Origin of the sequence: Wenzhouxiangella sp. AB-CW3, assembly GCF_014725735.1 — a bacterium.
Classification (GTDB): domain Bacteria; phylum Pseudomonadota; class Gammaproteobacteria; order Xanthomonadales; family Wenzhouxiangellaceae; genus Wenzhouxiangella.
Genome location: NZ_CP061368.1, coordinates 2,151,595 through 2,178,494 on the forward strand (window position 1 = coordinate 2,151,595; position 26,900 = coordinate 2,178,494).

General features: G+C 62.0%; 28 protein-coding genes. 11 read left to right on the top strand and 17 right to left on the bottom strand.

Features of this window, described 5'->3' with window-relative positions; translation table 11 throughout:
- Nucleotides 1-90 precede the first annotated feature (90 nt).
- Together IC757_RS09440 and IC757_RS09445 are read right to left on the bottom strand one after the other, a co-directional pair.
- Nucleotides 91-915 carry an SDR family NAD(P)-dependent oxidoreductase gene (locus tag IC757_RS09440; protein ID WP_190974068.1) on the bottom strand — a complete coding sequence of 275 codons (825 nt, stop codon included), beginning with the start codon at nt 913-915 and terminating at the stop codon, nt 91-93.
- A 9-nt stretch (nt 916-924) separates the two neighbouring features.
- Nucleotides 925-2,289, bottom strand: a complete 1,365-nt coding sequence (locus IC757_RS09445; RefSeq protein WP_190974069.1) for a YfcC family protein — start codon at nt 2,287-2,289, stop codon at nt 925-927.
- Nucleotides 2,290-2,468: 179 nt separating this feature from the next.
- Here IC757_RS09445 and IC757_RS09450 point away from each other — a divergent pair, with 179 nt between their 5' ends.
- Entirely contained in the window at nt 2,469-3,800 is a 1,332-nt protein-coding gene (locus IC757_RS09450; RefSeq protein WP_190974070.1) for an MFS transporter, read from the top strand.
- A gap of 123 nt (nt 3,801-3,923) precedes the next feature.
- Here the strand turns inward: IC757_RS09450 and IC757_RS09455 are convergent, their stop codons facing one another.
- Nucleotides 3,924-4,868, bottom strand: a complete 945-nt coding sequence (locus IC757_RS09455; protein WP_190974071.1) for an IS1595 family transposase — start codon at nt 4,866-4,868, stop codon at nt 3,924-3,926.
- Nucleotides 4,869-5,216: 348 nt separating this feature from the next.
- On the opposite strand from IC757_RS09455, the gene IC757_RS09460 reads away from it, so the two are divergent.
- Nucleotides 5,217-5,981: a cobalamin-binding protein gene (locus IC757_RS09460; protein ID WP_190974072.1), complete on the top strand. Its 765-nt coding sequence runs from the start codon at nt 5,217-5,219 to the stop codon at nt 5,979-5,981.
- Here the strand turns inward: IC757_RS09460 and IC757_RS09465 are convergent.
- Complete coding sequence (locus IC757_RS09465) at nt 5,972-7,960, bottom strand: SDR family oxidoreductase (protein ID WP_190974073.1); 1,989 nt, start codon at nt 7,958-7,960, stop codon at nt 5,972-5,974. The genes IC757_RS09460 and IC757_RS09465 overlap by 10 nt on opposite strands.
- A 181-nt stretch (nt 7,961-8,141) precedes the next feature.
- On the opposite strand from IC757_RS09465, the gene IC757_RS09470 reads away from it, so the two are divergent.
- Nucleotides 8,142-8,399 carry an acyl-CoA-binding protein gene (locus IC757_RS09470; protein WP_190974074.1) on the top strand — a complete coding sequence of 86 codons (258 nt, stop codon included), beginning with the start codon at nt 8,142-8,144 and terminating at the stop codon, nt 8,397-8,399.
- Between the two features lie 14 nt (nt 8,400-8,413).
- Nucleotides 8,414-9,037 (top strand): TetR/AcrR family transcriptional regulator, encoded by a 624-nt coding sequence (locus IC757_RS09475; RefSeq protein WP_190974075.1) that lies wholly within the window; start codon nt 8,414-8,416, stop codon nt 9,035-9,037.
- Between the two features lie 144 nt (nt 9,038-9,181).
- Here the strand turns inward: IC757_RS09475 and IC757_RS09480 are convergent, their stop codons facing one another.
- The gene (locus IC757_RS09480; protein ID WP_190974076.1) at nt 9,182-9,739 is read right to left on the bottom strand and encodes a phasin family protein; all 558 of its coding nucleotides are present in this window, start codon (nt 9,737-9,739) and stop codon (nt 9,182-9,184) included.
- A gap of 93 nt (nt 9,740-9,832) precedes the next feature.
- Here IC757_RS09480 and IC757_RS09485 point away from each other — a divergent pair, with 93 nt between their 5' ends.
- The gene (locus IC757_RS09485) at nt 9,833-10,609 is read left to right on the top strand and encodes a hypothetical protein (protein WP_190974077.1); all 777 of its coding nucleotides are present in this window, start codon (nt 9,833-9,835) and stop codon (nt 10,607-10,609) included.
- A gap of 49 nt (nt 10,610-10,658) precedes the next feature.
- Here the strand turns inward: IC757_RS09485 and IC757_RS09490 are convergent, their stop codons facing one another.
- The 4 genes from IC757_RS09490 to IC757_RS09505 all read right to left on the bottom strand — a co-directional run bounded on the left by IC757_RS09490 (nt 10,659) and on the right by IC757_RS09505 (nt 16,096).
- A complete protein-coding gene (locus tag IC757_RS09490) occupies nt 10,659-12,143 on the bottom strand; it encodes a WS/DGAT/MGAT family O-acyltransferase (protein WP_190974078.1) in 1,485 nt (494 codons plus the stop codon).
- A gap of 160 nt (nt 12,144-12,303) precedes the next feature.
- Nucleotides 12,304-12,510: a hypothetical protein gene (locus IC757_RS09495; RefSeq protein WP_190974079.1), complete on the bottom strand. Its 207-nt coding sequence runs from the start codon at nt 12,508-12,510 to the stop codon at nt 12,304-12,306.
- A 101-nt stretch (nt 12,511-12,611) separates the two neighbouring features.
- Nucleotides 12,612-13,064, bottom strand: coding sequence for a hypothetical protein (locus tag IC757_RS09500; protein ID WP_190974080.1), 453 nt, complete (start codon nt 13,062-13,064; stop codon nt 12,612-12,614).
- Between the two features lie 176 nt (nt 13,065-13,240).
- Nucleotides 13,241-16,096 carry a penicillin acylase family protein gene (locus IC757_RS09505; RefSeq protein ID WP_190974081.1) on the bottom strand — a complete coding sequence of 952 codons (2,856 nt, stop codon included), beginning with the start codon at nt 16,094-16,096 and terminating at the stop codon, nt 13,241-13,243.
- Nucleotides 16,097-16,284: 188 nt separating this feature from the next.
- On the opposite strand from IC757_RS09505, the gene pdhA reads away from it, so the two are divergent.
- The 5 genes from pdhA (at nt 16,285) to rimK (ending at nt 21,187) form a co-directional block, all read left to right on the top strand.
- A complete protein-coding gene (pdhA, locus tag IC757_RS09510) occupies nt 16,285-17,385 on the top strand; it encodes a pyruvate dehydrogenase (acetyl-transferring) E1 component subunit alpha (RefSeq protein WP_190974082.1) in 1,101 nt (366 codons plus the stop codon).
- The gene (locus IC757_RS09515) at nt 17,385-18,365 is read left to right on the top strand and encodes an alpha-ketoacid dehydrogenase subunit beta (protein WP_190974083.1); all 981 of its coding nucleotides are present in this window, start codon (nt 17,385-17,387) and stop codon (nt 18,363-18,365) included. The genes pdhA and IC757_RS09515 overlap by 1 nt, the downstream gene beginning before the upstream one ends.
- Complete coding sequence (locus IC757_RS09520; protein WP_190974084.1) at nt 18,362-19,684, top strand: dihydrolipoamide acetyltransferase family protein; 1,323 nt, start codon at nt 18,362-18,364, stop codon at nt 19,682-19,684. Before IC757_RS09515 ends, IC757_RS09520 begins: the two co-directional genes overlap by 4 nt.
- A gap of 117 nt (nt 19,685-19,801) precedes the next feature.
- Nucleotides 19,802-20,257, top strand: coding sequence for an ATP-dependent zinc protease (locus IC757_RS09525; RefSeq protein ID WP_190974085.1), 456 nt, complete (start codon nt 19,802-19,804; stop codon nt 20,255-20,257).
- A 24-nt stretch (nt 20,258-20,281) separates the two neighbouring features.
- Nucleotides 20,282-21,187 carry a 30S ribosomal protein S6--L-glutamate ligase gene (gene rimK, locus IC757_RS09530; RefSeq protein ID WP_190974086.1) on the top strand — a complete coding sequence of 302 codons (906 nt, stop codon included), beginning with the start codon at nt 20,282-20,284 and terminating at the stop codon, nt 21,185-21,187.
- 2 nt (nt 21,188-21,189) lie between these two features.
- On the opposite strand, the gene IC757_RS09535 is transcribed toward rimK, so the two are convergent.
- Genes IC757_RS09535 through IC757_RS09565 form a run of 7 tightly spaced genes read right to left on the bottom strand, consistent with a single transcriptional unit; the run spans nt 21,190 to nt 25,212 of the window.
- Entirely contained in the window at nt 21,190-21,786 is a 597-nt protein-coding gene (locus tag IC757_RS09535; protein ID WP_190974087.1) for a hypothetical protein, read from the bottom strand.
- Complete coding sequence (locus tag IC757_RS09540) at nt 21,783-22,346, bottom strand: hypothetical protein (protein ID WP_190974088.1); 564 nt, start codon at nt 22,344-22,346, stop codon at nt 21,783-21,785. Before IC757_RS09540 ends, IC757_RS09535 begins: the two co-directional genes overlap by 4 nt.
- Nucleotides 22,347-22,385: 39 nt before the next feature.
- Complete coding sequence (locus IC757_RS09545) at nt 22,386-22,691, bottom strand: hypothetical protein (RefSeq protein WP_190974089.1); 306 nt, start codon at nt 22,689-22,691, stop codon at nt 22,386-22,388.
- Nucleotides 22,688-23,110: a fluoride efflux transporter FluC gene (locus tag IC757_RS09550; protein WP_190974090.1), complete on the bottom strand. Its 423-nt coding sequence runs from the start codon at nt 23,108-23,110 to the stop codon at nt 22,688-22,690. The genes IC757_RS09545 and IC757_RS09550 overlap by 4 nt, the downstream gene beginning before the upstream one ends.
- A gap of 7 nt (nt 23,111-23,117) precedes the next feature.
- The gene (gene crcB / locus IC757_RS09555) at nt 23,118-23,522 is read right to left on the bottom strand and encodes a fluoride efflux transporter CrcB (RefSeq protein WP_190974091.1); all 405 of its coding nucleotides are present in this window, start codon (nt 23,520-23,522) and stop codon (nt 23,118-23,120) included.
- Between the two features lie 2 nt (nt 23,523-23,524).
- Nucleotides 23,525-24,205: a fumarylacetoacetate hydrolase family protein gene (locus tag IC757_RS09560; protein WP_190974092.1), complete on the bottom strand. Its 681-nt coding sequence runs from the start codon at nt 24,203-24,205 to the stop codon at nt 23,525-23,527.
- A complete protein-coding gene (locus tag IC757_RS09565; protein ID WP_190974093.1) occupies nt 24,202-25,212 on the bottom strand; it encodes a tryptophan--tRNA ligase in 1,011 nt (336 codons plus the stop codon). The genes IC757_RS09560 and IC757_RS09565 overlap by 4 nt, the downstream gene beginning before the upstream one ends.
- Nucleotides 25,213-25,306: 94 nt before the next feature.
- Between IC757_RS09565 and IC757_RS09570 the strand changes: the two genes are divergently transcribed.
- Nucleotides 25,307-26,443 carry a RuBisCO large subunit C-terminal-like domain-containing protein gene (locus tag IC757_RS09570; protein WP_190974094.1) on the top strand — a complete coding sequence of 379 codons (1,137 nt, stop codon included), beginning with the start codon at nt 25,307-25,309 and terminating at the stop codon, nt 26,441-26,443.
- Between the two features lie 4 nt (nt 26,444-26,447).
- Here the strand turns inward: IC757_RS09570 and IC757_RS09575 are convergent, their stop codons facing one another.
- Nucleotides 26,448-26,843 carry an acyl-CoA thioesterase gene (locus IC757_RS09575; RefSeq protein ID WP_190974095.1) on the bottom strand — a complete coding sequence of 132 codons (396 nt, stop codon included), beginning with the start codon at nt 26,841-26,843 and terminating at the stop codon, nt 26,448-26,450.
- Between the last annotated feature and the right edge of the window lie 57 nt (nt 26,844-26,900).

Below are 26,900 nucleotides of genomic sequence, written 5' to 3' on the forward strand. Positions count from 1 at the left end.
CACTTCACACTTCACACTTCACACTTCACACTTCACACTTCACACTTCACACTTCACACTTCACACTTACACCTAACACCCTTTCACCTTTCACCTTTCACCTTTCACCTTCCCCTTCCTCTTCACAACCCCCCTAACCTGCCGCATCAAACTCCAAAAATACACCTCCGGCGCCCAGCGCTTGAACCGCCACAACCAGCGCGTATCACGGTGAGTCAACAACAGAAAACGCGGGCGATCAATCGCCCGACGCACGACCTCGGCCACATCTTCGGCACTGACACCGGATTTCTCCATCCAGCGCTTGACGCGCTTCTGATACCCCTCGTCGGGCGCGCGCATGGTCTCGGTCAGGCGGGTGGTGACAAACGCCGGGCACAGCGCCGAGACGAACACCCCGGCCTCGTGCAGCTCGGCCCGCAGCATCTCCGACATGGCGATCACCCCGGCCTTGGCAGTGCCGTAGGCACTGATGCCCGGCGCGGCGGCAAACCCGGCATAGGAAGCAACATTGACGATATGACCGCGACCGCGCTCACGCATCAGCGGCGCAAAAGTCTTGCAACCCATGACCACACCCATCAGATCGATCTCCAGCACCCAGCGCCAGTCTTCCAGGGAAGTCTCTTCCAGGGTGCCGCCCGCTGCCACGCCCGCGTTGTTGATCAGCACGTCGAGGTGACCGAACCGCTCAACCACGGCATCCCGGGAACGCTGCCAGTCTTCCTCGCGCGTGACATCCATGCAAAACGCCATGGATTGCCCGCCAAGGTCCGTGGCTACGGCCTGGGCCCGGGAGTTGTCGATATCGGCCACGATCACCGCCCAGCCGTCGCGGGCAAATCGGCGGGCCATGGCCTCACCCAGCCCGGAGCCTCCGCCGGTCACCAGAGCCGTTCGAATCTCGTCGGTCACGCCCGGCACCTACGAATACCCCAGCCAGACCATGGCCATTAGCGTGATCGCGCCGGCCGCGTAAAGCTTGAGAATCAGCGGCAGGCAGAACCGGAACCACTTGGCATAGGAAATGCCAGCCATGCCCAGAATACCCAGCAGAATGGCGTTGGTCGGGATGATCATGTTGGTGAACCCGTCACCCATCTGGTAGGCCGTCACCGCGACCTGCCGGGACACGCCAACCAGGTCACCCAGCGGTGCCATCAGCGGCATGGTCACGAATGCCTGGCCGGAGCCCGAGGGAATGAACAGGTTGAGCACGGCCTGGATGATCATCATGCCGACCGCCGAGAACTCTGCCCCGACCAGCGACAGCGGCAAGGACATGTAGTGGACGATGGTGTGCAGAATCTGCCCGTCTTCCATGATCAGCGCGATGCCACGGGCAATGCCGACCAGGATGGCCGTTTCGGTGAGCTGCCGCGCGCCTTCGATGAACTTGCCAGACGCCGCGCTTGGTCCCATCCTGCCAATGGCGGCCGCCACCAGCCCGAGCACCAGGAATGCCGCACCGAGCTCGTTGAGATACCACCCGCGCGTGGCAATACCCCAGATGGCCAGACCCAGGGCGGCGAGAAAGCCGAACACGATGGCGACATGCCCCGGACGCACGGCCGGATACTCGCTGGGTGGTTCGCCCCCTTCAGGCAGCGGATCGCCGTAGACCATGCTGGCTTCCGGATTCTCGCGCACGCGCCGGGCATACGACCAGACATGGTGCACGGCAATCAGCACGAAAGGCAGCAGCAGGGCCAGGCGCACCGGCCAGCCCGAGTAAGTCGGCAGCTCGGCAATGCCCTGGGCCACCACCACGGTGTAGGGATTGAAGGCCGCAAGCCCGTAACCCACGCCGTAGCCGGCCACCACCATGCCCACGGCCGTCATCGGGTCCATGCGCATGGCCCGGCACAACGCCACCAGAATCAGCACGAAGGGGATGTACTCACCCGAAGAACCCACCGCGCTCGAGGCCATCGCAAACACGAACACCACGGCAAAGATCAGCATGGAGGGCTTGTTGCCGAAGCGCTCCAGCAATCGCCCGAGCAGTGCGTCGATGGTGCCGGTGGCGCGGATGATGGCCAGCACACCACCAATGATGAACAGGAAGAAAATGATGTCGGAGGCTGCCGCGAATGCCCGCGGCACGGCGGTGAACAGCTCCAGCGGCGTCATCAAATGACGCTCATCGACGACCTCGTAGGAGCCGGGAATCACCCGGTTGGTCTCATCGGTCTGGAAATGCCCCTGGGGCACCAACCATGTGGCCACCAGCGCGGCGATCATCAAAAAGAATAGCAGAGCAAGAGTATGAGGGACGCGAAAATTCATGGGAACGGATTAGCTTTGTTGGTTTGTTATCGGCTTCCGGCATTCTAACCGTGATTGGACTGGACCGCGAAATGGGAGGGTTGGCGGGTGGTGCACCGCGAGGCGGGCGCTCCACCCCTCGTCACCACACCCCCAACACTTCGCGGTAACCTTGGGCGCAGGATCACTGAGGATGTCACATGGTCACCCGCAAGCGCGCGCCGGCAAGAGAGATACTCGGCTGGGCGATGTTCGACTTCGCCAACCAGGCCTATACCCTGCTGATCATCACCGTGGTCTTTGGTGACCTGTTTACACGGGTGATTGTCGGGGATGGTCCCGATTACCGTCTCGGCAACCTGTTGTGGTCGGTGGCATTGGCGGTGAGCTACCTGATGGTGGTGGTCGCCAACCCGGTCTGTGGCGCGATCATGGACTACTCGCGTCGACGCAAGCAGTTCCTGTTCGCCAGCTACCTGATGACCGTGGTCACCACGGCGCTGCTGTGGTTTGTCGAGCCGGGCTGGATCGTGTTCGCCATGGTGCTGGTGATCCTGTCCAATTTTGCCTATGCCATCGGTGAAGGCTTCATCGCCAGCTTTCTGCCCGGACTGGGCCCGCGTGAAGACCTGGGCTGGATTTCCGGGCTGGGCTGGGGGCTGGGCTACATCGGCGGGCTGGCTTCAACGATTTTCGCGCTGGCCATTCTCGGCGAGGTGAGCGCCGAGAATTATGACAACGTCCGCCTGGTCGGGCCGTTCGCAGCCGTCTTCTTCCTGCTCGCCGCCATACCCACCTTCCTGTGGGTTCGCGACCGCGGCCGTCGTCGTCAACTACCGCCCGGCCAGTCCATGATCGGGGCCGGTTTTGCCCGGCTCAGGACCACCTGGCTGAACCTGGGGCAGTTTCGCGACCTGCGAACGCTGCTGATCTCCATCTTCTTCATGATGGCCGGCATTTACATCATCATCAGTTTCTCGTTCATTTACGGTGCCCAGGTCATCGGCTGGGAGGAGCATGTACGCGTGATCATGTTCGTCACAGTGCAGATTACTGCGGCCATCGGAGCCCTGACCTTCGGCTTTCTGCAAAGTCGCATCGGCGCCCGCCGCACCTACCTGATGACACTGGGACTGTGGATGGCCGCCATTCTTGCCATCTGGCAGACACCGCTGCTGACAGACTTCGCCCAGGCGCTGTTCAACGTGGAGTGGGAAGCCCAGTATGTCTTTCTCTTCGCCGGCACCCTCGCCGGCCTGAGCCTTGGATCGGCCCAGTCGGCCGGACGCGCACTGGTCGGCGTTCTCACCCCCCACGGCAAGGCCGCGGAATTCTTCGGTTTCTGGGGCACCTCGGCCAAACTCGCCGCCGTGTTCGGCATACTCGGCCTGGGCCTGCTGCAAGCCTGGCTGGGCCTGGCCACCGCCATCATCTTCTGCCTGGCCCTCTTCGCCGCCGCCATGATCACCGTCATCCCCGTCGACGAACAACGCGGCCGGCGAATCGCTGACGGGTGGAGGGAGAAGGGGTAAAGTGTGAAGTGTGAAGTGTGAAGGGGCGGGCTTGCGGTTGGTTTGGGTGAGGTCCGGTCGGCGTGGCTTGCGGAGAGAGGAGGTGGCGTTGGGTGTTAGGTGTTAGGTGTTAGGTGTTCCTGATTACGTATGTACTTCAGCCATCGTAGCGAACCTTTTAGGCAGCGGCGCTGTGCGACAAGCCACGTAGGCCAGTCGATCGATCATTCGATCGAGCTCAAAGCGGCGATTGAACCGGTAGGCGAACGCGCCGAGGTAGCGACCAAGATGTTTGCCGTGAATGGAGTGGTAGGTGCCATGGATGGCATTTTTGACGTTGCCGAGCATGGTGTTTACCCAGGTAAATTCCGGTTTTTCGACACTGGCCGGGCCACCGCCGGTGGCAATGCTCCAGTGCGGGCAGGTCTCAACGATGGCTCGGAAGCATGGCAGTCCGTCAGAGGTCACTTCTGCATCCGGCGACAGATGCTTGCGCGCCCAGCGGTCGATGGAGTCGCTGCGAAAGCCTTTCAGCGGCGTCATCCGCATCGACAGGGGCCGGCCGTCGGCCCCGCACGCTACAGCAGCCGCAAACGGCGTCTTACCGGCGGCACCGCGACCGCGCTTGCCACCCCGGCGCTCACCGCCCCAGAAGGCGTCGTCAACCTGAACCGCCCCGGTCAGGGGCTTACTATCATCGCGCTCACGCATAGCCTGCATGAGCTTGTGCTTGAGCAACCAGGCCGTGTTGTAGGACACGCCCAGATGCCGCCCCAATGCCATTGCCGACAAACCGGACTTGCTTTGCGTAAGCAGGAAGATGGCCAGGAACCAGGTTCTCAGTGGCAGTTTGGTGCGATCAAACAAGGTGCGCGCTGTCAGCGACGTCTGATGGTGACAGCGATTACACTGAATGAGTGCTCGGGATTTGAGCTGGCAATGACTGTGATGCCCGCACTCGGGGCAGTTAAAGCCGTCCGGCCAGCGCAGTTCGAAAAGCGCCTTCCGACAGGCTTCTTCGGTGCCGAATTTTTCGAGAAACGTGGGCAAGCTCATACCTTTCTGAAACTGAACCATATTTCGAGCCATGTCGTAACCTCCTATTTATCAGATGGTTACGACGCTATCAGCGACCCTTCTCAATAGCTGAGAAACGTACGTAATCAGGTAGGTGTTAGGTGTTAGGTGTTATGGTGAGTGTGACGTCTAAAGCTTGAAGTAAGAAGGGAAAAGTATTGGATAGTCAGGTATTTTGCATAGAGCCAACCATTCCCAACGAAGCCCGAAAGAACCAAGCCGCCACCCACCCAACCGCAAGCCGCACTTAACACTTAACACTTAAAACTTCACACTTAAAACTTCACACTTAAAACTTCACACTTCACACTTAAAACTTCACACTTAAAACTTCACACTTCACACTTCACACTATCTTCGATGCGCATCGTCACCCACACCTGCTCCAATACCGAAATCGTCTGCGCCCTTGGCCGGGGGGATTGCCTGGTTGGTGTTGACGATCATTCCGACTATCCGCCGGAAGTGGTCGGCCGGTTGCCTCGTATCGGTCCGGATCTTGATGTGGATGTCGAGACCATCGTGGCTCTGAAACCGGATCTGGTCGTTACTTCGCTGACCGTGCCCGGACACGAGCGCTGTCTGGAGCGGATACAGGCTGCCGGGCTGCCCCTGCTGGTGACGCAGCCGCACTGCCTGGCCGATGTCGCCGACGATATCTTGCGCATTGGCGAAGCCATTGGTGCGGACAGTGAAGCGCGGGATCTGGCCGGTCGCTTTAACGAAACACTTGAACAGCCCCGCCCGGATGCGCGGCCGGTTCCTGTCCTGGTCGAATGGTGGCCCAAGCCGGTCATCGTTCCGGGGCGCCGATCCTGGGTCAACGAGATGCTGGAGCTGGCCGGCGCCTGCAATCCATGGGCAAACGAGGATGCCGAGAGTCTTCAGATCTCAGCCGCCCGGGCCCGGGAGGCGGCACCCGAAATCATCGTGATGAGCTGGTGCGGCGTGGACGAGAGCAAGTATCGTCCGCACGTGGTGCAACGCCGCGAAGGCTGGGACACGGTGCCGGCAATTGCCGGCAACCGCATTCATCCAATCAGCGAGGCCTGGCTGGGGCGCCCCGGCCCTCGCCTGCTCGAGGGTATCGAGCGGCTGCGGGAGCTGGTATCGGCCTACCAGTGAATGCCGCGCATCAGAGAAGCGAAAGCGACCTGCTCCTGGGTCGGTTTCTCTCCGCCGCGATCACGCTCACCGCGCGCTGCCGCTGAGTCCGGAAACATCCGGAAGGCCGAATTCATGACGATTTCGGAGATTTTCGGTGCGGTCGCGTGCAGAATCTGGGCGAAAATGCCCAGTCGCGTGGCAATCCTCTGCGGCCGATAGATCACCGCCTGCTTGATCATGTCGGCGGCATCTTCCGGCGTGATGGTCGGTACGTGCTCGTAGATCTTGGTCGGCGCGATCATGGGCGTTCGCACCAGCGGCATGTTGATTGTGGTGAACGCTACCCCGGTATCGGCAAATTCCGAGGCGGCACAGCGCGAGAATGCGTCCAGTGCCGCCTTGGACGCCACGTAGGCCGAAAAGCGCGGCGCATTGGAAAGCACGCCGATCGACGAGATATTGATGATATGCCCCCGGCCCTTCTTCGTCATTTCCGGCAGGAAACCCATGATCAGCTTCAGCGACCCGAAATAGTTGAGCTGCATCAGTCGTTCATAATCATGAAATCGCTGGTAAGAAAGCTGAATGGATCGTCGGATCGAGCGCCCGGCATTGTTGACCAGCACATCCACGCCGCCATGATCGGCCAGCACCTGCTTGACCAGCCGCTGGGCATCGTCCATGTCCGACAGGTCGCAGGTGTAGTGGAATGCCTTTCCCCCGTCTGCCTCGATCTCGGCCTTGGTTTCAAGCAGCTTTTCCTCGCCACGAGCAACGATGATGACTTTCGCACCGGCCTCCCCCATCATCCGGGCAGCGGCCTTGCCAATGCCTGAAGAGGCGCCGGTGATCAGGACGACCTTGTCACGCACCTGCCCGGAAAGCGATCGGTCAATGAACAACTCGGGGTCCAGGTGGCGCTCCCAGTAGTCCCAGAGGACCCAGGCATAATCTTCGAGTGGCGGCACCTTGATTCCCGATCCCTTGAGCGCCTTTTCCGCGTCGCGGCTGTCAAATTGCGTCGGATAGCTGAAAAAGCCAAGCATGTCCTTGGGGATCCCCAGGTCTTCCAGCACCTGGTTGATGATGCGCTTGACCGGCGGCAGCATGGCAAAACCCTGCTTGACCGGTGCCGGAATGAACGAGAACAGGCGGGCATCGATGCGCATCGACATCAACGGCGCATGTGCGGCATCGGCAAACAGATTCATGACCTCGCCAATGCGTTTCGGATTGGGATCGGTAAGGTGGAAGCACTGGCCATCGAGCCGGGGCTTGTGCGCGATGTGATCCATGGCCTGGGCGACGAAATCGACCGGCACGATATTGATGCGGCTGCCTTCCAGTCCGAGAGTCGGCACCCAGGGCGGCAGCATGCGCCGCATTTTCTGGATCAGCTTGAAAAAGTAGTAGGGACCGTCGATCTTGTCGATCTCGCCGGTCTTGGAGTGACCGACCACGATGCCCGGACGGTAGACGCGCCACGGAATGCTGCACTGCCGCCTGACCAGCCCCTCGGAATCGTGCTTGGTGCGAAAATACGGGTGGCTGAGTCCGGTGGCCTCTTCAAACATGTCCTCGCGGAAAGTGCCCGGGAAGAGACCTGCCGCGGCAATGGAGGAGGTGTGGTGGAAGCGCCCTGCCCTGATCGTTTCAGCAAACTCGATGGCGTGCCGGGTGCCGTCGATATTGGCCTTCTCGTTTGCCTCGTCATCGGCACCCAGATCGTAGATGGCGGCCAGATGGAAGAAGTGCCTGACCTTGCCTGACAGCTTTTCGGTATCGGCCTTGCTCACCCCCAGCGCCGGCCGGGTCAGATCCCCGGAGACCGCAACAATGCGACGCTTGTGATCCGACCAGCGCTCTGCCACCAGGTCGTTGAACTTCTTTTTCGACCCGCGTCTGACCAGCACATAAATCGTTCCCTTGCGCCGGACCAGCTGATCAATCAGATTGCGTCCGATGAATCCGGTGCCCCCGGTGATGAAGTAGGCCATGACGTCCCTCCGAAAGTGACATTGGTGGCTGACAGGTCTGCAAAGATAACGCGTCCAACCAGATTGTGCCAACTGCGAAACGACATTGTCGGGACTTCGGCAAGGTATTGATTGACCGTGTCAGGCCGGCATGCTAGAAATGTCCAGAATCCAGTAAACAACGAGAGCCCGGACGACAACCATGAACGACCTTGAAACCCGCTTTACCCAGGCCGCTGCCGACGCCCAGCGGCTGACGGAACGTCCAGACAACGACACCCTGCTCAAGCTGTATGCGTTTTACAAACAGGGTTCCGAGGGCGACGTTTCCGGAGAAAAGCCGGGATTCTTCGATTTTGTCGGCGTGGCCAAGTACGAAGCCTGGGAGAAGATCCAGGGCATGCCCCGCGAGGAAGCGATGCAGAAATACATCGACCTCGTGGAGTCACTGAAGGGCTGACCCCGGCGGGAGCAATGGCCGGCCGCACCCGCGAGCGCATTCTCGAAACCGCACTGGATCTGTTCAACCGCGACGGAGAACCCCACGTTCCCACCAACCGGATCGCTGATACGCTCGAAATCAGCCCCGGCAACCTGCACTACCATTTTCGAACCAAGCAGAACCTGATCGATGCCTTGTTCGCCCGGTTTGAGCAGCGCATGCTGGGGCTGCTGGCCACGCCGGAGGAACGTGAACCCCATATCGAGGATATCTGGCTGTTCCTGCACCTGGCCTTCGAGGCCATCGGGGACTACCGTTTTCTCTACCGCGACCTGACTGACCTATGTGCCCGCAACCGTGGGCTGCACTTCCGATTCCAGGGTATCCTCCGACTGTCCATGGATACCGCCCGCGGGCTTTGCCAGGGCCTGGCCGACAACGGCCAGTTGGAAGCCAGCCGGGACGAGATGGATGCCCTGGTTCGCAACATCGTCCTGATCAGCACCTACTGGATCGCCTTTGACCAAGTGCTGGAGCATGACGCCCAGCCCCAGCCCGTACGGGCGGCCTGGCAGGTCATGAGCCTGGTCAGCCCCTACCTGGTCGGCCCGGCGCGCGAGGAGCTGGAAGAGCTGGCCGCTGCCTACCGCCCGTAGGGACTCGACGCCCGCCCCGTCACCCGTCCACCCTGCAGACAAAAAAAAGACCCGGACAGAGCCGGGTCAAAGTGCGCAGTCGTCGGATCGAGGGAGGAGACCCGGACTGCTTCGGGGTAGTCATGGAGGAGTCGACTACAGTATTCAGTTGTTGCTGGAGCTCTTCGGTGCCTTGCTGGCGGCAGTCGTGGAGGATTTCTGCTGCTCGGAAAGCTCGCGGACTCGCTTGTTCAGTTCGGCCACCCGGTCGCTGAGCTGGCTGATCTCGTCGGAGGTCGGCACACCCAGTCTCGAGAGGGCGCGGGCAACACGCTGCTCGAATACCTTTTCGAGCTTGTCCCAGTTGGTCTGGGCCGACTTGCGGACCTTGCCCACCGTATCCTCTACGTCACCACGAACGCCGCTGACGGTATCGGTAACCGACTTGCGTCCCTTGTTCTCGAGCTTCGAGCCTTCCTCGACGAGACGCTCGAACAGGCGAGTACCCTCACCGAGCACCTTGCGACTGGTCTCGTCAATGGTCTTCTGACCCTGCTTGAAAATCTTGCCGCCCTCGTCCTGGGCCATGGCAAATGCACCGAGACCGGCCAGCCAGATCTCGTGGGCGTAATCCTGCGCCTGGCTGGTCGCCGTCTTGCGCGTTGCGGTTTTCTTGGCTACCTTCTTCTTGGCAACCTTTTTCTTGGCGGTCTTCTTGGCCATGGGTCCTGCTCTCCTTTCCGCGGGCTTGCGGATTGTGATCGAAATGCCGTTAAGCATTAAGATACGGATAGTTTCTAGAGCGGTCACACTAAAATGAACACGAAACACTGGGCCCCATTCCCGCACGACTCGACCCCGTTCAATTACGATGGTCAGGACCTGCTCGACGCCTGGCCGGAGCTCCATCGTGGCGATCAGGAACCCCTTCCCGACGACGAGCGGATCGTGGAGGCCTGGCGCCTCTATCACGCCGGAGATTTTGCCGGTGCCGTGGATCTGGCCACAGAGATCGGCATCGCGGCGCACGCGGTGGCCAACAAGGCCTCCGGCATCTATGCCGATTACCTCGAAGAAGATGAAGACATCAAGCAGGCTATCTACGAAACCGGTATCGCTCACGCCGAACAGGCCATATCCACCTATCCTGATGATGCCAATGCCCACTATTTCCGCGCTTTTCTGCTCGGCCGCTACAGCCAGTGCATCTCGATCACCAAGGCACTTTCCCAGGGGGTGGGTGGCAAGATCAGGGAATCGCTGGAAACAGCGCTGAAACTGGCACCGGAGCACGCCGAAGCGCATACCGCGCTGGGCGTCTACCATGCCGAGATCATCGACAAGATCGGCAAGATGATCGGTGGCATGACCTACGGCGCCAGTACCGATGAAGCCATGAAACACTTCGAGCGCGCGCTGGAGCTGACCCCCAACGCACCGATTGCCAACCTGGAGTACGGCAACGGCCTGTATCTGCTATTCGGCGACAAGCGCCTGGACGACTCCAATGCCGCCTACGAGAAAGCGGCTTCCATCGAGCCGATCGATGCCATGCAGAAGCTCGACGTGGAGTACGCGAAGGCGTCGGTTTGAGGTAAACGGTGAAAGGTAAAAAGAGTGGGTGAACGACCCTTCTCACCTTTCACCTTTCCCAATCCTCCTCCCCATCGATCCACTCGTGCATCATCTCGGCGATGGAGGGGTCGACCGGTCCGTCCTGGGGGCCGATCAGCATGGTCAGGTGCAGGAGGTTGCGGAATTCGGTCTGGAAGTTCTCCATGACCGTGTCGGGGTCGGAGACCAGGCGGTTGTCGGTGATCAGGCCGCAATAGACCTGCTCGTTGTAGCTGATGATGCTGATTCCCATGCCCACCGAGCCGGTTTGCGGCACCCAGAACATCAGTTCGCGGATTTCCGCACCGGCCAGGTACAGCGGCTGCTGGGGGCCTGGGACGTTGGTCAGCACGGACGAGGCCTTGCGGCTGAAAAGCTCCAGCGCCGGCTTCTGCACGGCCGCCGGCCCCATGCCCAGCAGCGCCAGCAACCCGAGTGACATCATGGCCTGCTTGGAGTGCTTCAGGTCGTACATGTAGTCGGCCACCTGGTACAGGCGGGCCAGCGGGTTGGGCTCGGAAACGGGCAGCTCCAGAAAGACCAGCCCAAAGTGATTGCCGAGCTCCCGGGCGTGCTCCAGCGGACGCAGGTTGACCGGAACCGTTGCGCGCATGGAGACCGCTGAGGGGTCATCACCGTGCTGTACCAGGTAGCGGTGCAACGCCCCGGTCATCACCGAAATCAGCACATCATTGACCGTGCATCCCAGCGCCTTGCCCACCGCCTTGACCTCGTCGAGAGGAATCGGGCGGGTCCAGGACGTGCGTTTGCGCACACCGATCTCCCCCTTGAAGCGCGACGGCGGATCGTCCGACAACAGCAACACGTTGACGAGCTCACCGAGGACCTCGGCGGCGCCGCCCATGTAATCGCTGGCCAAATGCGGCTGTCGCATCATCTGTGCCGCTTCCTCGATCACCTTGTGACTGAGATGCTGCAGTGCGTCGAACCCTTCCCTGGCCGGCGCCATCAGGCGCCGGAAGATACCGGACTGCTCGGCCTGACGGCGCTTCCAGTGTTCCGGTTGTACCAGCTTGAGCGATTCGGCGGCGTTGTTCTCGGTGAGTGAAAGCAGGACCTGGACCAGGGCAATGCCATCGGCATAGCAGTGGTGAATCCGGGAAATGACCGCCGGGCCCTCGCTGTAGTTCTCGACCAGGTGGAACTGCCAAAGCGGCTTGGTTTTGTCGAGCGGCGTAGATGCCAGCTGGGAGACCAGCTCTTCAAGCTCCTCTTTGCCGGCAGCCCCCGGCAGCGCGGTGCGGATTATGTGGGAGGTCGGCTCGAAAAACTCATCTTTTTCCCAGCAACATCCGCGTGTATGCTCCACGGCCTTCTGTCGGAACCGGCGGAAAGCCAGGAAGCGATTGAGAATAATCTCTCGGAAACGCTCGAATGCCACTGGCTGATCGAGCACGATGACCCCGGTAATCATCATGAGGTTGCCTGGCTGCTCCATGCGCAGCCAGGCCAGGTCGACATTGGAAATGGGTTCTCGCTGGATGTCGCTCATCCGGCCGCCTCGTTGAGGTGATCAACCCGGATTCTTTCACGCACCGAGCAGCCGGTCAATTCGCAAGGGCGACGCCAGCGGGAATTCCATTGCCTTGCCCGGAAAAGCGCCCGGCGGTGTCCCTGCCCGCACCACCGGGGCCTGGCCCATCAGGACGAGATCAGTTTTCCTCCTCTTCGCCGATGTTGCAGGCTGGCGGGAATCGAACGCACAGCCGCGTTCGAGGCGAGGCTTGCGTAATGCCGATCTCAGCCGGCTCGGCCTTGTGGGCCATCGACTGATCGACTTCGGCCGCACCAACCACAGAAACCTGAGCGGCAAGAAAGACGGTGGCGACTACAATGCCGACACGAATGATTTTCTTCATGTTGTTTTCCCTCCGGTTTACGGATGAACTTTGAGTCCCCTTGTGGTAGAGAACATCTACCACGCCCGTTCCGGCCAAGTCAAACTGTCGAGTCCCGCATCTCAGTGAACCTGACGCGTCGACTGCTCCTGTCCACCGGAGCTGACCAGGTCATGGGGCAGTTTGACCTGGTCCAGGCCAAACTGCTTGAGCACAGGCTGAAGCTGATGCTGAATCAGCGGATAGAGTTGGCGGGTCAGGCTGGCGTGGTGGCGGGTAAAGGTTTCGAAATCCACCGGCTCGCCACGAAACTGCCGATACACCGCCTGTAATACGAACTCGAGAGTAAACAGGGGCTCGTCGCTGGCTTCCGAATCGCGTTGCCCCCGGCACAGCAGGCGGGCACTGACCTGGTACTGGGGCAACTCGCCGTCATGTTTCATCTCCAGCGGCGTGAGCTTGAGCTCCACCTTGGCGTTGAAGTGATTGTCCTGGCTGACAATTTCGGACAAGTCAGCATTCAATCGGGTCAGTTGCGTGTGCGCCAGGGCAAAGTATTCCAGCAAATTGGTCATGTCGCTCAGGCATTCCGGGAAACCCCTTGTATGGTCACGGCCGAGGGTGCTTTCAAGCAAGCCGCGGCTTAGCCGGAATCATGCGCGGCTTGCCAAGCGCCCGCTGTCGGCGAAGGGGCAGACACGAAAACGCCCGCAGCGCGGCGGGCGTTTTCGGCCAATATGGTCCAGACCTGTCAGGGGGTGAATACCTGCACGTTCACGGCACTGGCCTGACCGTCACCTTCTCCAAAGCCGAGCTCCAGGTAGTCGTTGACCAGCCACAGCCGGAGTTGATTGGTGTAGAACGGGCTGACCAACACGCCACTGCGTCCACCGGGAATGACCTCGGACACGCTGGGCTGGCCGGGCGTCATTTCCGCCACGGTCCGCCGCGCCGCGCCGGCCGAGAACATGAAGCCATGCACGCTGTCGGCACGCGAGCTGTGACCGGAAGCATCAACCACCTCGAAGCCACCGGCCCTGGCCACGCCCGGCAGTCCCTCATCCAGGTCACTCAGGCCACCGCCGTTGGGCACGTTGAACGGGTCGGCACCCAGCGGATGGGCAAACACGATGCGATGCAGGCGGCCCCAGCGATAGTCGTTCTGGTCGGTGGAGTTGCCGAATGCGGGGGCGAACTCATCGCTGGCCAGCAGCTCCAGCGTGCCGGCCAGGCTGGCCAGCAGCACCGTATCACGTGCCGTGGCCATGTCGGGCGCATCCTCGACGTTGAAAAACGGGATGCCGGACGCGCCCACTCCACCGCTCTCGGGGAAGCTGTCGAGCAGGTTGTGGAACGCCCGGAAGGCATCACGGGAACCAGGCAGGTGATCGCCCAGGCCGATTCCCGTCAGGGTGGCATCGATGGTGTTGCGAATGGCTTGCCCACGCCAGACCGAATAGATGGTGGCCGCGATGGAATGGGCGACTTCATCGGCTGTGGGCTCGGTGCCGCCTGCCGGGTTGCCGCCGGGATCAAATCCCTCGGCAAGACCAGTCGGAGTGGAAAAATCCCACTCGGCCAGTCGTCCGATGGCTTCCTGGATACCCGGGTCCAGTGCAAACTGGGCCAGGCCCGGCCATGCATCCTCCTCGGTGGCATGCTCGAAAGCGGCCAGGAGGTGAGGCACGACCAGTTCGGCATCGAACATGCGGTTGTCGGCCTGCAAGGCCTTCATGTGCTCCACGGTCACCGGCCCATCGACGATCATGTCCTGTAGCTCACGATCGATCCGCGCCATGCGCAGTGAAGAGTAGCCGGGGTTGAGATAGTAAATGCCGTTGCCCCCGGGCCGGAGCTGTCCCAGCGGGTTGTTGTCCAGGGTGACGCCGACCGGATCGTTGTTGGCATTGGCGATGTAGCCACTGTCGGGGTTGATCACATGCGGCATTTCCTCACGTGGCAGGGTCGCGAAGGGGAAGCCGCGAGGCGAATGCTCGTTGGCCGGCAACCACTCGTGATCCAGGGCGCCACTGCCGTCACGCAGGAGAAACGGCGGCACATCGCCGTCCACGCGGAGATCCTGGAGATCCGCACGCAGTGGCACACCACCGGTGGTGAAGTAGGCGATATTGCCCTCGGTGTCGGCATACACCACGTTCTGCGAGCCGAAGCTCCAGTTCGGGATCGCCGCCTGGAACTCTTCCATGTTGCTGGCACGCTCGAATTCGCGCAGGGTCGACAGTTCGAAAGTGGCGCCCCAGCCGGCGTACTGCACGGAAATTCCGGCACCGGTTTCGGGCTGGGCCACGATCGGACCGTTGTTGCGGCGCGGCACGATGAAGGTAATGCCGCCTTCGTCGTATCCCACGTTGGCCCTTGCCACGGAATCGATCTCGCCATTGTCGATGGCATTGACGAAATAGCTCTGGAAGCCATAGATCAGGGGCTCGGATTCACCCTGGTGCAAGGTGTGTGTCGGCAGCCCATAGGCATTGACCAGCAGTTCTTCCTGGTACCAGTCGGTCACATCTACGTTGTGATTGGTCAGGCCCCAGCAGATATTGAGGTTGCAGCCCAGCAGCGTCAGTGGCGTGCCTGGAATACCCACACCGCTGACCACCCGTTCCTCGTCACGGATAACGATGTTTTCGTTGATCATGATCGGTGGAATGTCGAGGCCCAGATGCGGGTCGTTGGCCAACATCGGGAAACCACTGTCGGTATGCTCTCCCGAAACCACCCACCAGTTGCTTGCCGCCCGATTCTCGGCATTGCCGATGGTGTTGCCAAGCACTGGAATGTCGCGCAACCGTTCCAGGTAGCTGCCAAGGCCATCCAGCACCTGCTCGCTGACCTGCGGAAGGTTGTTCCAGGAAGCCGAGCCGGATGTCCGCGCACCCTCGCCCGACTGCAGCCGGGCGGCTTCCCCGCCGGAGCTGACAGGAATGATGCCGGCGGTCTCGAAGAAGTCGGGGATCGACAGACGATCGTCAGCCGGCTGGCTGCGGATGATGTCCTCGAAATACAGGCTCAAACCGTCGAAACCCACGGCATCCCCGACACCCTGGTAAGTGCCCAGCCGGACGGTGCGATCCACCACTCCGGAATCGAAGGACAACTGGAAGGCCAGCAGCTTGCCGAGGACCAGGGAGTCCACCGGTGACCAGGCCTCGACCGTGCCGAGCTCCAGTTCACCATACTCGGGCGGCAGCTCGCCTGCGCGGATGAAGGCGTTGACACCGTCGGCGTAGGCCTTGACCCAGTCGCGCTCGTCAGCGGACAGGTTGAGCCAGGTTCTGAGGGCGCCACGGCGCAATCCCAGTGTGCGCAACTCCACATCGCTGGGCAGCGCACCCTCGCCGAGCAACTCGGCCAGGGTGCCGGAGGCCACACGTCGCAGGTAATCCATCTGGAACAGACGGTCGCGTGCATGCAGGTAACCACGCACGTAGTTCACGTCGCGCTCGGTCTCCCCGACGATGGTCGGGATGCCGTTGGCGTCGGTGTAGACAGTCACGTCGCCGCTTAGCCCGGGCAATTGCGGTGACTGGGCCTGGGCGGCCGCGGCCAGCAGCAGGCTGCTGACAAAAAGAGTGATTCTTTTCATTGGTCGATCCCCGATTTGACGAGTTCGTGATTATGGCACAGCTTCCATACGCTGCTGTAGGGCGACCTTTCTCAAGGAGCCTCTGACTAACCCTGCGCGGGCGCGTATAATACGGGCCCGCCTCGACGCGCACGGGAGCTCTCCCGGCGCCGGGATCCGACAAGAATCTTTCAAGCTGAGGAGTCAACATGGCGCAGACGGTCGCCGCCTTCAAGGTGGATTACTTCCAGTTCCTGAAGCCAGATGGCAAGCTCGTGGAGGACCAGCAGATACCTGCCCTGGCCCGTGACCACGACCGCCTGGTCGAACTGTACAAACTCATGGTACTGACCCGCACCTTCGACAAGAAGGCCGTGGCTCTGCAACGCACCGGCAAGCTCGGCACCTACGCCTCCTGCCTGGGTCACGAGGCCGCGCATGTGGCCATCGGAGCCGCCATGCGCGAGGAGGACTGCTTTGCCCCGATGTACCGCGAATACGGTGCGCAGTTCTGTCGCGGGGTCAAGATGTCGGAGGTCCTGATGTACTGGGGCGGGGACGAGCGCGGAAACAATTTCTCCGGCCCTGCCCACGACTTCTCCTGGTGTGTTCCGATTGCCACGCAGTGCCTCCACGCCGCCGGGGCCGCGCTGGCCTACAAGCTGCGCAAGGAAGAGCGCGTGGCCGTTTCGGTGGTTGGTGATGGTGGCTCGTCGAAAGGCGATTTTCTCGAAGCCATCAACGCCGGCAGCGCCTGGAAGCTGCCGCTGGTGCTGGTCATCGTCAACAACCAGTGGGCCATTTCCGTGCCGCGCAGCAAGCAGAACACTGCCGCCACGCTGGCCCAGAAAGGCATTGCCGGCGGCCTGCCCAGCATCCAGGTGGACGGCAACGACCTGATCGCCTGCCTGTGGGCCATGGAAAAGGCCGTGAACGCAGCCCGCTCGGGCAAGGGGTCATTCGTCATCGAGATGATGACCTATCGGCTCAGCGACCACACGACTGCCGACGATGCCCGGCGCTACCGTCCGTCTGACGAAGTCGATGATGCCTGGGACAAGGAGCCGGTCAAGCGCCTCAAGGCCTATCTGATCGACCAGGGTGCCTGGGACGAGGAGCGTGAAGCCGAACTGCTCGAAGAGTGCAGCCGCTGGGTACAGCAGGCTGCCGACGAGTATGTCGAGCAGGTCGAGAATCACCCCGAGGGCGTCACGGCCATGTTCGACTACATGTTTGCCGAGCTGCCGCACGACCTGGCCGAACAACGCGAGTATGCACAGCGCTTCCCGGAAGACGGAGGACATCACTGATGGCAGAGATCACACTCATTGAAGGCGTCACCATGGCGCTTGCACGGGCCATGGAGGAAGACGAATCCGTGGTCGTTCTGGGTGAGGATGTCGGCGTCAACGGCGGGGTCTTCCGGGCCACTGCCGGCCTGCATCAGCGCTTTGGCGACGACCGCGTCATCGACACGCCACTGGCCGAGGTCATGATCGCCGGCACCACCGTGGGCATGGCAGCCCAGGGCATGAAGCCGGTGGCCGAGGCCCAGTTCTGCGGTTTCACCATGCCCATGATCGACCACATCATGTGCCACGCCGGTCGGCTTCGGAATCGTACGCGGGGCCGCCTGAGCTGCCCCATGGTGCTGCGCTTTCCTTCCGGCGGCGGCATTCACGCGCCAGAACATCACTCCGAAAGCCCCGAGGCGCTGTACGCCCACATGCCGGGCATCCGGGTGGTCATCCCTTCATCGCCCTCGCGCGCCTACGGTCTGATGCTGGCGGCCATCCGCGACCCCGATCCGGTGATCTTCATGGAGCCGAAGCGAATCTACCGCTGGCAGAAGGAAGAAGTGGTCGACGATGGCGAGGAACTGCCGCTGGATGTCTGCTACACGCTGCGCGATGGCAATGACGTCACCCTGGTCACCTGGGGCGCGATGATCAAGGAAACCATGCAGGCCGCCGACGAGCTCGAAGCCCAGGGCGTCAGCGTCGAAGTCATCGATGTGGCCACCATCAGTCCGCTGGACATGGAGACCATCATCGAATCGGTCGAGCGCACCGGACGCTGCGTGATTGTCCAGGAAGCACCGCGACACTGCAGTGTCGCCAGCGAGATCGCCGCCGGACTGGCCGATGCCGGTGTCTGGCACCTGCACGCACCGGTCAAGCGGGTCTGCGGCTATGATGTCGTGATGCCGCTGTATCGCAACGAGATGAAGTACATGCCGAGCGTCAAGCGCATCGTGCATGCCGTTCAACAGGTTCTGGAGGTTTCATGAAGGTTTTCAATCTGCCCGATCTCGGCGAGGGACTGCCGGACGCCGAAATTGTCGAGTGGCTGGTCTCTGAGGGAGACGAGGTCACGGTCGATCAGCCGCTGGTGTCGATGGAAACGGCCAAGGCCGTGGTCGAAGTCCCCAGCCCGTTTACCGGCAAGGTCGCCAAGTTTCACGGTGGCCCCGGCGATGTCATCAAGACCGGGGCCCCGCTGGCCGAGTTCCAGGTCGAAGGGGATGCTGGCGCCGAAGCCACCACCCAGACCGAACCGCCGGCAACCGAAACGCAGGCCGCAGACGACGCCGGATCCACTGAAGAGAAAAGCGACCAGGGCGATCGCGAAGATTCCGGCACCGTGGTCGGCAAGATGCAGGCCGGCGGGGAAGTGCTGCGCGAGCGCACCTCCACCGTTGGCGGCGTCAAGGTGACCCCGGCCGTGCGCGCCCTGGCGCGCAAGCTCAAGGTGGACCTGGCGGCCGTTCAGGCCAGCGGCGCCGACGGGGTTGTGACGGCAGCCGACGTGCGCAAGGCGGCCGAGGATGGCAGTGCACCGGCCGGAGGCGGCAGCAAGCCGGAAGCGCCGGCGCAGCCGGCCCCTTCCCCCCAGCCGCAGCCTGCCCCTCAGCCGCAGCAACAGAAAACCGAGGCCAGCCCGGAACCTGCGCCACGCGAGACGACGGCCAGCGGCGACTGGGAACCGGTTCGCGGTACCCGTCGCACCATGGCCCGGGTGATGAGCGAGTCCCATCGCTCGGTCGTTCCGACCACATTGATGGACGATGCCGACATCCAGGGCTGGAAGGCGGGCGAGGACATCACCGTTCGCCTGCTGCGGGCCCTGTGGGCCGGCGCCAGCGCCGAACCGGGCCTGAATGCCTGGTTCGATGGCCAGCAGGAAATGCGTATCGTGCACAAGAACATGCACGTCGGTATGGCCGTCGACACCCCGGATGGACTGTTCGTGGCCGCACTGCGCGATGTGAACCAGTCTGACAAGGCCGGACTTCGTGGCGAAATCAACCGCTTGCGAGAGAATGTTCAGAATCGCTCCATTCCGCCGGAGGACCTCAAGGATTACACCATCATCCTGTCGAACTTCGGCAAGTTCGCCGGTCGCTACGCCACGCCGGTTATTACCCCGCCCTGCGTGGCCATTGTCGCCGCCGGCGCCCTGCGTCACGAAGTGGTGCCGGTACTCGGTGGCGTGGAGGTTCACAAGATGATTCCCTTGTCGCTGACATTCGATCATCGTGCCTGCACCGGGGGCGAGGCCGCTCGCTTCCTCAAGGCCATGCTCGACGATCTGTCCAAGGCCGAGTAAAACCATGAAGGCCGGATCGTCGAACCTGGCATTGCATTCGTGCGGGGCCTGCACAGCAGGCTCCGCCACGAACCGAATGCCCGCCAGCCGACCTGTGCGCTGTCCGTCACACGGCCAATGAACCCCCATATCGCGCCCAACATGATCATCGGCGCCTGCGAGTGGGTTGCCCTGCCCGAGCTGGGTATTACCCGGCTGCGGGCACGGGTGGACACCGGCGCCAAGTCCTGTGCCCTGCACGCCAGCAATATCGAACTGATCCCGCACGACGATGGGCAGCGCCGGGTGTCATTTCAGGTACACCTCGGTCACCCCCAGCCCGACCGCTGGCAACAATGCCAAGCCGACCTGCTGGCGGTACGGCGCATACGCAACACATCGGGTGAACTGGAGAAGCGATTTACCATTCGCACACCCCTGGTCATCGGACATTCGCGCTGGGATGTCGACATTACGCTGACCAATCGCGAGCGAATGCGATATCGTATGCTGCTGGGGCGAACGGCCATGGAGAACCATGCCCTGGTCTACCCGGCCAGAACGTTCTTGCAAGGCAAGCCACGACTCGACTGAATCACACGGGGCCAGAAAGCCGACATGCGAATCGCCATTCTTTCGCGCAGCCGCAAGATCTACTCGACCCGTCGCCTGATGGAGGCGGCCCGTGAGCGGGGACATGAAGTCGAGGTGGTCGATACCCTGCGCTGCTACATGAACATTGCCTCGCATCGCCCGACCATTCACTACCGGGGACACCAGCTTGATGCTTTCGATGCGGTCATCCCCCGTATTGGTGCCTCGATCACCTTTTACGGAACCGCTGTCTTGCGACAGTTCGAGATGATGGGCACCTTCCCGCTCAACGAGTCGGTGGCGGTGACCCGCTCTCGCGACAAGCTGAGATCACTGCAACTGCTCGCCCGCAAGGGCATCGGCATGCCGGTGACCGGTTTTTGCCGGGCTGCGGCCGATATCGGTGATGTCATCGAGATGGTTGGCGGCGCACCACTGGTCGTCAAGTTGCTGGAAGGCACCCAGGGCATCGGCGTGGTGCTGTGCGAGACCCGCAAGGCGGCAGAAAGCGTGCTCGAGGCCTTCATGGGCCTGAACGTATCCATCATGGTGCAGGAGTACATCAAGGAGGCCGGGGGCGCCGACATCCGCTGTTTCGTGGTCGGCGAGAAGGTCGTCGCCGCCATCAAGCGGCAGGCCAAGCCCGGGGAATTCCGCTCCAACCTGCATCGTGGGGGAACGGCCTCACTGATCAAGATCACACCGGAGGAGCGCTCCACCGCCGTACGCGCGGCCCGGATCATGGGTCTCAACGTGGCCGGTGTCGACCTGCTGCGCTCCAATCACGGACCACTGGTCATGGAGGTCAATTCCTCTCCCGGCCTGGAAGGGATCGAGACCGCAACCGGCAAGGACGTGGCCGGAATGATCGTCGGCTTCATGGAAAAGAACGCCAGGAAGAACAAGACCCGTACCCGGGGCCGGGGTTGAAGTCAGGTACGCAGGTCGAGACGGTCGAACTCCCGGATATTGATCAGCATTTCATGCACGCTGGCCTCGATGGTCACCCGATCGGTGGCTGCGGCCAGTCGATGGATACTGTCCACGATGGCGATCCACCAGTTCATGTGGGTCGCCGAAAGCTGGGCTGCCACACCCACCAGGCTGCGCGTGAGCGGCAACGATTCCTGCCCTTCCAGCTTCAAAGCCTGCAGGCTTTGAAGGTCCGGATGCTTGGCGGCCAGTTCATCCAGTAGCCGAGCAATCACCCGCGGGTCGGACTCCAGTTCGCGCGAGGAAGTCGGCTCGGCATTGGGTTCGAGCAGCGCCACGTCCAGCAGCGACAGCAGATCCCTGAAGGCGCCTCTCAGGCTCAGCCACATCTGCCGCCGACGCCGATTTTCCAGGTAGCGCTGAATCAGGCCGAGCAGACCGACCAGCACGAAGGCCTCGACGCAGAAAACAACCAGTTCCGGCACCAGCTCCTCGCGGAAGGCAGTCTCCGCCGAACTGAAAATGAAATACAGCCACAAGCTGCTGCCGGCGACGGCAAAGATCACCATCAGGCCGAGTATGAGCAGCCGACTCACCCGCCCTGCCCCGTGTTGTCCTCGGATGTCGCTTTGCTGGCGTAAGCGCGCACCACGCGGACTACCCGTTCGGCCTCGGCCTCGGTCAGGTCGATGGGCAGATTAGCCACATGCACTGTCAGGTCCGGACGCAGCGGAATCGGCACCAGGCGGGCCTGGTTGTCGCTGGCCTCAAGGGTGATGCGTTCGGCCACTTCCTGCTCACGGCTGAGGGTTCCGCGGGTGATGGCCCGCTTGCGCTCTCCCCCGACACTGGAAAATGCCGCCGGGTCATCCAGCCAGGACAGAAAGTCGGTCAATGCCATCCGGAAGCGCTCGGCGTAGAGCGACAGGGTTTCGACCCGGATGCTGGCTCCTTCGAGCTTGTGAAAACGCGAGGCCAGGTCATCGACATCGATGCTGGACACATCCGCGCGCTCCCGCTCAGTCAGCTCGGCCGACAACTGGGCAATGGCATTGCGCCGGGCCCGGGCCACGGCCGGATTGATCAATCCCTCCATGCCCGCTGACTTGAGAAACTGCAGCAGGTCATCGATCGATCGAGACTGCTCGGCACTCAAGGGAACTCGTCTCCTCTATTCAGGGCGTCAGGCACGAAATCAATCACCGGAACCCGTGCCCAGGCGCCATCGAACCAGCCAGCTCAATCCCATCGAGGCGATGAAACTCAGATAGGAAACAGCCACCACAATCATACTCCGGTCCATGCCCTCGATGTCCAGCCAGCCGTGCAGAGCGAAAAAAACGGCAGCGGCGACACCGCAGGCTGCCAGGGCCAGCAGACAATCCAGTCGACGCAGACTCGAAGAGCGCCCTGCAGGCGCCGTCAACCAGAACAGCCACAGCAGGAACCCGGTCACCGGCAGCAGAATGAGAATATCGACCAGTATCTGTGTCTCCATCATTCATATTCCTTGCATCGTTGGACGGTTCGGCGGGTCAACTCAAAGCCCGCCCAGACGGCCAGCATCCAGGTGGCCAGTGAAAAAGAAACGCAAGCCAGCATGAACAAGGGGCGGCCTTGGTCGAACATGACCAGTGTTTCCAGACTGAAGATCGAGAAGGTTGTCAATCCTCCACAGAACCCGCCCATCACGGCCGCCTGCATCCTCGGGGTGGCCACCATGCCTGACTGGGCATGCACCAGGGCCATACAGGCACCGATCACCATGCAGCCGATGGCGTTGGCCAGCAGGGTCGGCCAGGGCCAGGCACCGTCCTGGACGGCCGGAAACGGCAGAATCAGCAGGTAGCGCAGCGTACCGCCGATCAGGCTGCCCAGCCCAACCAGCAAGGTCAGCACCCCGTCTTCCCGTTTCAGCATGGTTCACTCATAAAAACAGTTGTCGTCCGATCCAGAGACCGATTGCGGCCAAGGCCAGACAACCAATCAGTGAAACTCCCACGTAGATCGCGGCTCGACCTGGCCGCCCCTCGCGCACCATCAGCAGCACCTGAAGACTGAACGCCGACACCGTGGTGTAGCTTCCCAGAAAGCCGGTCACCAGCCAGACCGACAGGCTTGAGGCCGGAGCGGATTCCAGTAGCACAAGCGGCGCGGCCAACAAACCGACGACCAGGCAGCCGCTTAGATTGACCAGCAATGTGCCGCCGGGAATGCGAGCGGGCAGCACTCGATCCATGACTACGCCGACCATGTGGCGGGCCATTCCGCCCAGCGCGCTGCCGACAGCCACCAGGACGATCGTGAGCAACTGAATGCCACCATCCTGCATGGCTATTGCTCCGGTGAAATACCGAATGACAGCTGAGGCAGGTTGCCAATGGAGGCGGTCACATGGTCTCCGGGCTCAAGCGCCCCGACACCTGCCGGAGTGCCGGTGAAAATGACGTCACCGGCCTGCAGTGAAAACGTTTCGGAGAGCCGCGACAGCAGCGCGCCCACCGGCCAGATCATGTCGCCCAGACAGGCCTGCTGGCGCACTTGACCGTTGACCTGAAGCTCGATGGGCGTGGCCGCATCCGGCGACCAGCGTTCGGCCGGCACAATGGCACCCAGCGGCGCCGACTGATCAAAGCCCTTGCTGGCTTCCCAGGGGTGTCCGGCCTGCTTGGCCCGTGACTGCACATCGCGCCGGGTCAGATCAACGCCAACGGCATAGCCGGCGATGCACTCGAGACAGGCCTCGGGACCGAGCCGGCGCCCACCCCGCCCCAGCACCACCACCAGTTCCACCTCGTGATGCAGCGCGGAGGTATCGGGCGGGTAATCAATGGTTTCGTCATTGACCAGGGCCGTTGCCGGCTTGCTGAAGAAAATCGGGTTGCCGGGCTCGGCGTTCATTTCCCGGGCGTGCTCGGCATAATTGCGGCCAACGCACCAGACGTGACGGGCCGGGAATACATCGCCGCCGGCCACCGTCAGTGCGGGCGCTGTCCAGTCCACCAACCGGCTCATCCCAGGCGCCGGATACCCACGGCCTCACGCAGCTCGGCGATAAAGGGCCGCGACAGCGCCCTGGCCCGTTCCGCTCCCTGCTCGAGCTCTTTCTCCACCTTGTCCGGGTTGTTGATCAGGGCCTCGTAGCGTTCTCTGGGCCCGGCCAGCTCGCCGTTGATGAGCTCGAACAACTGCTGCTTGACCTCGCCCCAGGCAATACCGTCGGCAAAGGCCTGTCGCATCTGTTCGCGCTGTGCCGGACTGGCAAAAGCCGAATAGACCGAATACACCGCCGCGCTGTCGGGATCCTTGGGTTCGCCGGGTTCCTGGGAATTGGTCTTGATCTTCATGATGGCCTTGCGCAGCTTCTTCTCCGGCAGCCACAGGGGAATGGTGTTGTCGTAGCTCTTCGACATCTTGCGGCCATCGGTTCCCGGCAGCGTGGCGACAAAGTCGTCGACCTCGGCTTCCGGCAATGCAAAGTGCTCACCGTAGCGATGATTGAAGCGCTGGGCGATATCGCGTGCCATTTCCAGGTGCTGGACCTGGTCCTTGCCCACCGGCACGCGCTGGGCGTTGAACATGAGAATATCGGCGGCCATCAGGACCGGGTAGCAGAACAACCCCATGGTGATGCCGTAGTCCGCGTCCTCTCCGGTTTTCGCATTCTCGTCGACGGCGGCCTTGTAGGCATGCGCCCGATTCATCAGACCCTTGGCCGTGACACAGGTCAGCAACCAGGTCAGTTCGGGAATCTCCGGAATATCGGACTGGCGATAGAACAGCGACCGGCTGGTATCCAGGCCCAGCGCAAGCCAGGTGGCAGCAATTTCCAAAGTCGAGCGGCGCACCCGCTCGGGATCCTCGCACTTGACCAGGGCGTGGTAGTCGGCGAGGAAATAGAACGAATCAATACCGGGGTCCCGGCTGGCGGCAATCGCTGGCTTGATAGCACCGACATAGTTGCCCAGATGGGGGGTTCCGGTGGTGGTAATTCCGGTCAGCACTCGCTTGGTTTCGGCCATCGGAAAGGTTCACACGATTCACAAAGCCCGATATTGTAAGCGTTCTGGCCGAACCCGTTGCATGCTGTCTGCACAAGGACTCCTTACACAAGCCATGGCAAGCCCCCTCATCAAGGCCACCTACATGGCCACCCGACCGGATCGCGATCCGGAATTGCTGGCCGAGAACATCGCCCGCGAACAAAGCCTGGAACTGACCCGATCACTGATCCCGGACGACATCGCCCGCCGACTGCTGGGCCGGGTTCTGGCCGTCGAGCCCACTGACGAACAGCGCTGGCGCCTGATCATCGGCTACCCGGTCGAACTGGCCAGCCAGCAGGTCGGGCAGCTGCTGCACCTGGTTCATGGCAATGTCTCTTTCTACCCACGCATCCGCCTGGCCGGACTGGAGCTGCCGCCAGAGCTGCTCTGCACCCTGCCCGGCCCGATGGCCGGTCTGCCCGGTGTCCGCTCCTGGACCGGCATTCGAAGCCGCGCCTTGCTGATGACCGTTCTCAAGCCACGCGGCTCCACCCCGAAATCCCTGGCCGGACTGGCCGGCGCTTTTGCCAGCGCCGGAGGCGACCTGGTCAAGGACGACCAGAACCTGGTCGAGCACGACCTGGACCAATTCAGAGACAGAGTCATGTTGTGCGCTCAAGCCATTGAAAAGGCGCAGGACAAAACCGGAAGGGCTTGCCTGTACCTGCCCCACGTCGCCGGCAGCGGCAGCCACCTGGAACGCCAACTGGAATACGTGGCACGGCTGGGACTGGGCGGCGTGGTCATGTGTCCCTGGGTCTTGGGCCTGGAAACGGCCGCGACTCGGGCGCGCGAGCATGGCCTGATGTGGCTGGCCCATCCGGCCCTGGCCGGCAGCCTGACCGAGCCGGAAGACACCGGCGTCAGCTCTGCAGTCCTGCTGGGTACGCTGGTGCGCGCGGCGGGTGCCGATATCAGTATTTTTCCCGGGCGCGGCGGCAGAATCCAGTCCCGTCACGACGATGACGAAGCGGCAACCTGTCATACCCTGACCCAGCCGTTGGGACCGTTGCATCCGACCCTGCCCTGCCTGGGCGGCGGCAAGACCCTGGCCGAAGCACCGGATACCGCCCAACGCCTGGGCAACGACTGCGCCGTTCTGGTTGGGGGTGACGTAATCGCACAGGGCGACAATCTGGCCGTGAAGTTGAAGGAAACAATCGAGCGGCTTGAACAGACTTCGGAACAACAGCGGCCAGGTGCCTGAAGCTTCAGGATTGCCCGGGCAGCGGAATCGGCCTGAGATTTTCGTCCACGGCGACCATGACCAGACTGCCCTCAATGGCCAGCTCCTGGGTGCTGGCCCGCGTGTCTTCTTTCAGGATCTTCACGTTGACGGTCATCGAGCTGCGACCCACCCTGACGACTTCACCGACCAGTTCGACAATGGCGCCCTCGGGTATCGAGACCTTGAAATCCACACGTCCCATGGACACCGTGACCACCTGGCAACGCGCGTACCGTGTGGCGGCAAGAAACGCGGCTTCGTCCATCCACTGCAGCGCAGTCCCCCCGTACAGCGTGCCGATGGGGTTGGTGTCCTGCGGAAACACCAGCTTGGTGATGCGGGTGCGGGATTGTTCGGTTCTGGAAGCATGCTCTGTCATGGGCGCAAGTATACGAGAGCTGAGCGTATGGCGGCAGGCTGTCGGCGACTATTCGAA

Excerpts from the sequence above, each read along its gene's own strand:
- IC757_RS09505 (WP_190974081.1), bottom strand. The coding sequence starts at position 16,096 with ATGAAAAGAATCACTCTTTTTGTCAGCAGCCTGCTGCTGGCCGCGGCC.
- IC757_RS09460 (WP_190974072.1), top strand. The coding sequence starts at position 5,217 with ATGCGCATCGTCACCCACACCTGCTCCAATACCGAAATCGTCTGCGCC.
- IC757_RS09490 (WP_190974078.1), bottom strand. The coding sequence starts at position 12,143 with ATGAGCGACATCCAGCGAGAACCCATTTCCAATGTCGACCTGGCCTGG.
- IC757_RS09445 (WP_190974069.1), bottom strand. The coding sequence starts at position 2,289 with ATGAATTTTCGCGTCCCTCATACTCTTGCTCTGCTATTCTTTTTGATG.
- IC757_RS09520 (WP_190974084.1), top strand. The coding sequence starts at position 18,362 with ATGAAGGTTTTCAATCTGCCCGATCTCGGCGAGGGACTGCCGGACGCC.
- IC757_RS09515 (WP_190974083.1), top strand. The coding sequence starts at position 17,385 with ATGGCAGAGATCACACTCATTGAAGGCGTCACCATGGCGCTTGCACGG.
- IC757_RS09545 (WP_190974089.1), bottom strand. The coding sequence starts at position 22,691 with ATGATGGAGACACAGATACTGGTCGATATTCTCATTCTGCTGCCGGTG.
- IC757_RS09575 (WP_190974095.1), bottom strand. The coding sequence starts at position 26,843 with ATGACAGAGCATGCTTCCAGAACCGAACAATCCCGCACCCGCATCACC.
- IC757_RS09525 (WP_190974085.1), top strand. The coding sequence starts at position 19,802 with ATGAACCCCCATATCGCGCCCAACATGATCATCGGCGCCTGCGAGTGG.
- IC757_RS09455 (WP_190974071.1), bottom strand. The coding sequence starts at position 4,868 with ATGGCTCGAAATATGGTTCAGTTTCAGAAAGGTATGAGCTTGCCCACG.
- IC757_RS09550 (WP_190974090.1), bottom strand. The coding sequence starts at position 23,110 with ATGCTGAAACGGGAAGACGGGGTGCTGACCTTGCTGGTTGGGCTGGGC.
- IC757_RS09475 (WP_190974075.1), top strand. The coding sequence starts at position 8,414 with ATGGCCGGCCGCACCCGCGAGCGCATTCTCGAAACCGCACTGGATCTG.
- IC757_RS09560 (WP_190974092.1), bottom strand. The coding sequence starts at position 24,205 with ATGAGCCGGTTGGTGGACTGGACAGCGCCCGCACTGACGGTGGCCGGC.
- IC757_RS09470 (WP_190974074.1), top strand. The coding sequence starts at position 8,142 with ATGAACGACCTTGAAACCCGCTTTACCCAGGCCGCTGCCGACGCCCAG.
- IC757_RS09480 (WP_190974076.1), bottom strand. The coding sequence starts at position 9,739 with ATGGCCAAGAAGACCGCCAAGAAAAAGGTTGCCAAGAAGAAGGTAGCC.
- IC757_RS09565 (WP_190974093.1), bottom strand. The coding sequence starts at position 25,212 with ATGGCCGAAACCAAGCGAGTGCTGACCGGAATTACCACCACCGGAACC.
- IC757_RS09465 (WP_190974073.1), bottom strand. The coding sequence starts at position 7,960 with ATGGCCTACTTCATCACCGGGGGCACCGGATTCATCGGACGCAATCTG.
- IC757_RS09450 (WP_190974070.1), top strand. The coding sequence starts at position 2,469 with ATGGTCACCCGCAAGCGCGCGCCGGCAAGAGAGATACTCGGCTGGGCG.
- pdhA (WP_190974082.1), top strand. The coding sequence starts at position 16,285 with ATGGCGCAGACGGTCGCCGCCTTCAAGGTGGATTACTTCCAGTTCCTG.
- rimK (WP_190974086.1), top strand. The coding sequence starts at position 20,282 with ATGCGAATCGCCATTCTTTCGCGCAGCCGCAAGATCTACTCGACCCGT.
- IC757_RS09500 (WP_190974080.1), bottom strand. The coding sequence starts at position 13,064 with ATGACCAATTTGCTGGAATACTTTGCCCTGGCGCACACGCAACTGACC.
- IC757_RS09495 (WP_190974079.1), bottom strand. The coding sequence starts at position 12,510 with ATGAAGAAAATCATTCGTGTCGGCATTGTAGTCGCCACCGTCTTTCTT.
- IC757_RS09570 (WP_190974094.1), top strand. The coding sequence starts at position 25,307 with ATGGCAAGCCCCCTCATCAAGGCCACCTACATGGCCACCCGACCGGAT.
- crcB (WP_190974091.1), bottom strand. The coding sequence starts at position 23,522 with ATGCAGGATGGTGGCATTCAGTTGCTCACGATCGTCCTGGTGGCTGTC.
- IC757_RS09485 (WP_190974077.1), top strand. The coding sequence starts at position 9,833 with ATGAACACGAAACACTGGGCCCCATTCCCGCACGACTCGACCCCGTTC.